At 72.1% G+C, this 6,326-nt stretch carries 6 protein-coding genes; all 6 read left to right on the forward strand.

The annotated features are described in order from the left end of the window. The first annotated feature begins 154 nt into the window (after window positions 1–154). Window positions 155–1,195: an aminotransferase class V-fold PLP-dependent enzyme gene (locus tag ACFY23_RS21875; RefSeq protein WP_350685487.1), complete on the forward strand. Its 1,041-nt coding sequence runs from the start codon at window positions 155–157 to the stop codon at window positions 1,193–1,195. Window positions 1,196–1,530: 335 nt separating this feature from the next. After that, the gene (locus ACFY23_RS21880) at window positions 1,531–2,292 is read left to right on the forward strand and encodes an ABC transporter ATP-binding protein (RefSeq protein ID WP_350685486.1); all 762 of its coding nucleotides are present in this window, start codon (window positions 1,531–1,533) and stop codon (window positions 2,290–2,292) included. After that, on the forward strand, window positions 2,279–2,971 hold the full coding sequence (locus ACFY23_RS21885; RefSeq protein WP_350685484.1) for an ABC transporter ATP-binding protein: 693 nt from the start codon (window positions 2,279–2,281) through the stop codon (window positions 2,969–2,971). The genes ACFY23_RS21880 and ACFY23_RS21885 overlap by 14 nt, the downstream gene beginning before the upstream one ends. A gap of 39 nt (window positions 2,972–3,010) precedes the next feature. Next, a complete protein-coding gene (locus ACFY23_RS21890) occupies window positions 3,011–4,270 on the forward strand; it encodes an ABC transporter substrate-binding protein (protein WP_350685483.1) in 1,260 nt (419 codons plus the stop codon). A gap of 7 nt (window positions 4,271–4,277) precedes the next feature. Then, on the forward strand, window positions 4,278–5,159 hold the full coding sequence (locus ACFY23_RS21895; RefSeq protein ID WP_350685481.1) for a branched-chain amino acid ABC transporter permease: 882 nt from the start codon (window positions 4,278–4,280) through the stop codon (window positions 5,157–5,159). Further along, window positions 5,156–6,172, forward strand: coding sequence for a branched-chain amino acid ABC transporter permease (locus ACFY23_RS21900; protein ID WP_350685479.1), 1,017 nt, complete (start codon window positions 5,156–5,158; stop codon window positions 6,170–6,172). Before ACFY23_RS21895 ends, ACFY23_RS21900 begins: the two co-directional genes overlap by 4 nt. Window positions 6,173–6,326 lie beyond the last annotated feature (154 nt).

Below are 6,326 nucleotides of genomic sequence, written 5' to 3' on the forward strand. Positions count from 1 at the left end.
TGATCCAGGGGCGATGCCGGGCTCTGCCGGCGAGGGCACGACCGAGGTGGCACCTGGTCGGTCCGGAGCCGTCGCCGAGGCCGCGCGGGAGCCGAGGCCGCGCGCGCGGGATTGGCCGTCCCGCGGGCGGGCGCGGGCGGCTAGCGTCGGCGGGGTGGAGATCGCGCAGGCGCAGAAGCTGTGGCAGCCGCAGCCCGGTTGGCTGAACACCGCCAGCTACGGGCTGCCGCCCGAGCCGGTGTGGGACGCGGTGCAGGAGGCGCTGGCGGACTGGCGGGTCGGGCGTACGTCGTGGGAGGGCTGGGGCGAGTCGACGCACCGGTCGCGGGTCGCCTTCGCCCGGCTGGTCGGGGTGCCGGTCGCCGACGTCGCGATCGGGGCCACCGTCTCGCAGCTGCTGGCCCCGGTCGCCGCCGCGCTGCCCGCCGGCGCGACCGTGGTGGTGCCCGAGGTCGAGTTCACGTCCAACCTCTTCCCCTGGCTGGTGCAGGCCGAGCGGGGCGTCGAGGTGCGCACCGTGCCGCTGGCCGGGCTGGTGGACGCGGTCGACACCGGCACCGACCTGGTCGCGTTCAGCCTGGTGCAGTCCGCCGACGGCGCGGTGGCCCCGTACGACGAGGTGGTCGCGGCGGCCCGGGCGCACGGCGCGCTCGTGGCGGTGGACGCCACCCAGGCGTGCGGCTGGCTGCCGTTCGACGCGGGCCTCGCGGACGTGGTCGTGGCCGGGGCGTACAAGTGGCTGATGGCCCCGCGCGGTTCGGCGCTGGCCTACCTGGCCCCGGCGCTGCGGGAGCGGCTGCGCCCCGACGCGGCCGGCTGGTACGCGGGCCAGGACCCCCACGCCTCCTACTACGGCCCGCCGCTGCGGCTCGCCGACGACGCCCGCCGGTTCGACGTCTCGCCCGCCTGGTTCAGCTGGGTCGGCACCGCCCCCGCCCTGGAACTGCTCCTGGAGATCGGCGTGCCCGCCGTGCACGCGCACGACGTCGCGCTGGCCAACCGGTTCCTCGCCGGGCTGGGTCGCCCGCCGGGGGACAGCGCCATCGTCACCGTGGAGGTGCCCGGGGCGCGGGAGCGGCTGGAGCGGGCCGGCGTCCGGGCGGCGGTGCGCGCCGGCCGGGTCAGGGCCTCCTTCCACGTCTACTCCACCGAGGAGGACGTGGACCTCGCGCTGGACGCCCTGACCGGCCGCTAGGCGTGCGCGCCACCCGTGCCGCCCGCGTAGGCCGCCCCGCGCCCGGACCCGGCTGCCGCCCCGCGCCGTGACCCGGCCGTCGCCCGGCACCGGGCGGCGGCCGTGGTGTCGCCACATGCCGGGACCCGACCGAGCATCCCACTGACCAACCTCGATGGCGCGGATCGCGCGTCGCGTGGTTCTCAGGTGGTGTGCGGAGCCGGGTCGACGCCCTTGAATGTGTGGGTCATCGACATGGCTCGACTCGCGCGACCCGCCGTAGGTTTCCAGCACGCGACGGCCATGTGACCGTGGTCACCGACCCGACCGTCGCGACACCTACGGAGGAGTAGGCGATGGCCGGGCAAGCGCTCCTGTCGGCTCGCGGGCTGACCCGCGACTTCCGGGGCTTCCGGGCGGTCGACGGCGTCGACCTCGACATCGCGGCGGACAGCGTGCACGCGCTCGTCGGCCCGAACGGCGCCGGGAAGACCACCCTCTTCAACCTGCTGACCGGGTTCCTGCAGCCCAGCGGCGGCCGGATAGAGCTGGCCGGACGCGACGTCACCGGGCTGCCGCCCGAGCAGGTCGCCCGGCTCGGCGTGGCCCGGTCGTTCCAGATCACCAGCCTCTTCCCGCAGCTGTCCGCGCGGGAGCACGTCGAGCTGGCGTTGCAGAGCCCGAGCGGGCTGGGCTGGCGGTTCTGGCGCTCGGCCAAGCTGATGCGCCGCTACACCGACCGGGCCGGCGAGCTGCTCGACATGGTCGGGTTGGCCGAGCTGTCCGAGGCCCCCGCCGAGGCGTTGGCGTACGGGCGCAAGCGGGCACTCGAGCTGGCCATCGCCCTCGCGCTGGACCCGAAGGTGCTGCTGCTCGACGAGCCGACCGCGGGCATGGGCCTGGAGGACGTCGATCGCACCGTCGACCTGATCGCGCGCGTCCGGCAGGGCCGGACCGTGGTGATGGTCGAGCACAACATGAGCGTGGTCGGGCGGCTCGCCGACACCGTCACCGTCCTGCAGGCCGGCAAGGTCCTGGTCGAGGGCCCGTACGAGCAGGTCCGCGCCGACGAGCGCGTGATCACCGCATACCTGGGAGCCGCTGATGCTGCGCATTGAGAACCTGTCCGCCTGGTACGGCGAGGCGCAGGTGCTGCGGGAGGTCAGCCTGGACGTCTCCGCCGGCGAGGTGGTCACGCTCGTCGGGCGCAACGGGGCCGGCAAGTCCACCCTGCTGCGCTGCGTGATGGGCCTGCACACCGGCCAGCGGGGCACCGTGGAGCTGGACGGTCGGGACGTCGGGAAGCTGCCCGCGTACCGGCGGGCGCGGCTGGGGCTCGGTTGGGTCCCCGACGACCGGGGCAGCTACGCCACGCTGAGCGTCACGGAGAACCTCACCCTGCCACCGGCGGTCGGCCCCGACCCGTGGCCGCTGGAGCGGGTGTACGAGGCGTTCCCCGCCCTCTACCAGCGACGGGACTCGGCCGCCACCATGCTCTCCGGCGGCGAGCAGCAGATGCTCGCCCTCGCCCGCGTGCTGCGGATGGGCGCCCGGCTGCTGCTCTGCGACGAACCGACCGAGGGGCTCTCGCCGCTGCTCGTGCAGCAGGTCGGCGACCTCCTGCGCGAGGCCAAGCGGCACGGGGTGACCGTGCTGCTGGTCGAGCAGAACCTGCACTTCGCCACCGGCGTCGCCGACCGGCACTACCTGCTGGCCGAGGGACGCATCGCGGAGGCGATGGACAACTCCGAGGTGCAGTCGCGGGAACGCGAGCTGCTGTCGTACCTCGGCATCTGATTTCGATTCGACGACCCGCGCGCCGCGCGGGGTGGAGGGATGGGCATGCGTAGGACGGTGGGTGTGGCCGCCGCGTCGGCGGCGGCGATGGTGCTGGTCGCCGGCTGCGGCGGCGGCGGTCCCCAGTCGGGCGGGGACCAGAAGCTGACCGGGGGCAAGATCGTGCTGGGCGTGCTCAACGACCAGTCGGGTGCGTACTCCGAGCTGTCCGGCAAGAACTCGATCAAGGCCGTGGAGTTGGCGATCGCCGACTTCAAGGCCAAGCACGGCGACCAGGCGGTGACGAAGGACATCACCGTGGTCACCGCCGACCACCAGAACAAGCCGGACGTCGCCAACAGCAAGGCCCAGGAGATGTACGACCGCCAGGGCGTCGACCTGATCCTCGACGTGCCCACCTCGTCGGCGGCGCTGCGGGTGGCCGACGTGGCGAAGGCGAAGAAGAAGCTCTACTTCAACATCGGCGCGGCGACCACCGACCTGACCGGCAAGAGCTGCAACAAGTACACGTTCCACTACGCGTACGACACGTACATGCTGGCCAACGGCACGGGCAAGGTCACCACCCAGCAGGTCGGCAAGAACTGGTACATCCTCTACCCGAACTACGCCTTCGGGCAGGACATGGAGAAGAGCTTCTCCGCCGCCATCACCGCCGCCGGCGGGCAGGTCGTCGGCAAGGACGGGGCGCCGTTCCCGAACACCAGCGGCGACTTCTCCACCTTCCTGCTGAAGGCGCCGACGCTCAACCCGAAGCCGCAGGTGCTCGGGACCATGCAGGCCGGCGCGGAGCTGGTCAACGTGGTCAAGCAGTACAACGAGTTCAAGCTGCGGGACAAGGGCGTCGGGCTGGCGGTCGGCCTGATGTTCATCACCGACATCCACTCGCTCACCCCGGCCGCGCTCGCCGGCACCACCTACACCGACGCCTGGTACTGGAACTTCGACCAGCAGAACCGCGAGTTCGCCGACCGGTTCCAGAAGGAGACCGGTACCCGGCCGTCCTTCGCGCACGCGGCCAACTACTCCGCCGCGATGCAGTACCTGGAGGCCGCCCAGGCCGCCGGCACCGACGACGCCGACGCGATCGTCAAGGGACTGGAGGGCAAGGAGGTCAACGACGTCTTCCTGCGCAACGGCAAGTTCCGCGCCGAGGACCACCGGGTGATCCACGACGCGTACCTCGCCCAGGTGAAGCCGCAGTCCGAGGTCACCGAGCCGTGGGACTACGTCAAGGTGCTCGAGACCATCCCCGCCGCCGAGGCGTTCGCCGCGCCGTCGTCGGCGTGCAAGATGTGACGAGCCGATGACCGGCTTCCTGCAGAACACGTTCAACGGGTTGGTGAGCGGGGCGTTCTACGCCCTGCTCGCCCTCGGGCTCGCGGTCATCTTCGGCATGCTGCGAGTGGTCAACTTCGCCCACGGGGCGTTCTACATGCTCGGCGCCTTCGGCGCGTACGTGCTGCTCAGCGAGGCGGGCGTGCCGTTCTGGGCGGCGCTGGTGATCATACCGGTGGGCCTCGCCCTGGTCGGCATGGCGCTGGAGCGGGCGTTCATCCACCGGCTCACCCGGCTCGACCCGCTCTACAACTTCCTGCTCACCTTCGGGTTGACGCTGATCCTGCAGGACCTGGTGAAGCTCCGCTACGGCGTGCAGTCCAGCCCGTACGAGACCCCGTCCGCGCTGAGCGGGTCGGTCGACTTCGGGCTCTTCGACTTCCCCACCTACCGGGTCTTCATCCTCGGCTTCGCGGTCGCCGTCTGCGTCGGCGTCTGGTGGGTCCTGACGCGCACCCGGATCGGCATGGTGGTCCGGGCGTCGACCGAGCGGCCCGAGTTGACCCGTGCGTTCGGCATCAACGTCGGGCGCTGGGTCACCCCGGTCTTCGGCTTCGGCATCGGGCTGGCCGGGCTGGCCGGCGTGCTCGCCGCGCCGATGCGGGCGGTGAACCCGCTGATGGGCGCCGACCTGGTCATCGTGGTCTTCGCGGTCGTGGTGATCGGCGGTCTGGGCTCGATCTTCGGGTCCGTCGCCGCCGGCTTCGGCATCGGCCTGGTCCAGGCGTGGGGTGAGGCGTACCTGTCCGACTTCCCGATCGTGTCGCAGACGATCGTCTTCATCGTGATGGCCGTCGTGCTGCTCTGGCGCCCGGCCGGGCTGTTCGGCCGTGAGGAGGCACCGGCATGACGAGCACCGTCGACACCACGACCGACGCCCGCCGTCCGGCGCCGAAGTCCGGGCTGGTCGCCGTGACCCGGGCGCCCGGCTGGGTCCGGTACGCGCTGCTCGCCGTCGGGCTGCTGGTGGCGTTCTGGCTGCCCAACGGGCTCTATCCGGCGGTGGCGGTGGACATCCTCTGCTGGGCGCTGTTTGCCGTCGCCGTGGACCTGCTGCTCGGCTTCACCGGGCTGATGTCCTTCGGGCACGCGGCCTTCTGGGGCGCCTCCGCGTACGTCACCGGGTTGGTGGCCATCCACGCCGGCCTGCCGTTCCCGGTGGCCGTGCTGGCCGGGGCGCTCGCCGCGGCCGTGCTCGCGGTGCCGATCGGCTACCTGGCGGTCAAGCGGACCGGCATCTACTTCGCCATGGTTACGTTGGCCTTCGCGCAGATGGTCTACTACATCGCCAACGAGTGGCGCTCGGTGACCCAGGGTGAGAACGGCCTGCAGGGCGTGCCCCGCGAGTTGTTCGGGCTGGACCTCACCGACGACTACTACTTCTACTACGCGATCCTGCCGATCGTGCTGCTCGGCCTGGCCGGCGCCTGGCGGATCGTGCACTCGCCCTTCGGCCGGGTGTTGGTCGGCATCCGCGACAACCCGGCACGGGCCCGCGCGCTCGGCTACCCCGTGCACCGCTACAAGCTGACCGCGTTCGTGCTGTCGGGCTTCATCGCCGGGCTCGGTGGCGGGCTGTTCGCCGTCGGGCACCGCTTCGTCTCCCTGGAGGTGCTGCACTGGACCACCTCCGGCAAGGCCGTCATCGTGGTGGTGCTCGGCGGGATCGGCACGCTCTGGGGCGGGGTGCTCGGCGCGGGCATCGTCGTCCGCCTGGAGGACTGGCTGTCGTTCTCCGGGTTCGAGACGATCGGCCTGGTGACCGGCGGCATCTTCGTCCTCGTCGTGCTGCTGTTCCGGCGCGGCATCTGGGGCAGCGCCGCCGCCCTGGCGACGCGCTGGCTGGCGTCCCGCCGCCGGTAGCCCGCAGGAGCGGCAGCCGTCCAGGATTCGTGGCGGGTACGCCGACGGCCGGCACCCGCGCGGGGTGCCGGCCGTCGTCGGTGTTCACGATGTGCCGCTGGCCGGCGCCCGTGTCGGGTGCCGGCCAGCGATCCCCCTTGTGGTGGAAAGTCTG

The organism is Micromonospora sp. NPDC000121 (genome assembly GCF_042899165.1).
Lineage (GTDB): Bacteria > Actinomycetota > Actinomycetes > Mycobacteriales > Micromonosporaceae > Micromonospora.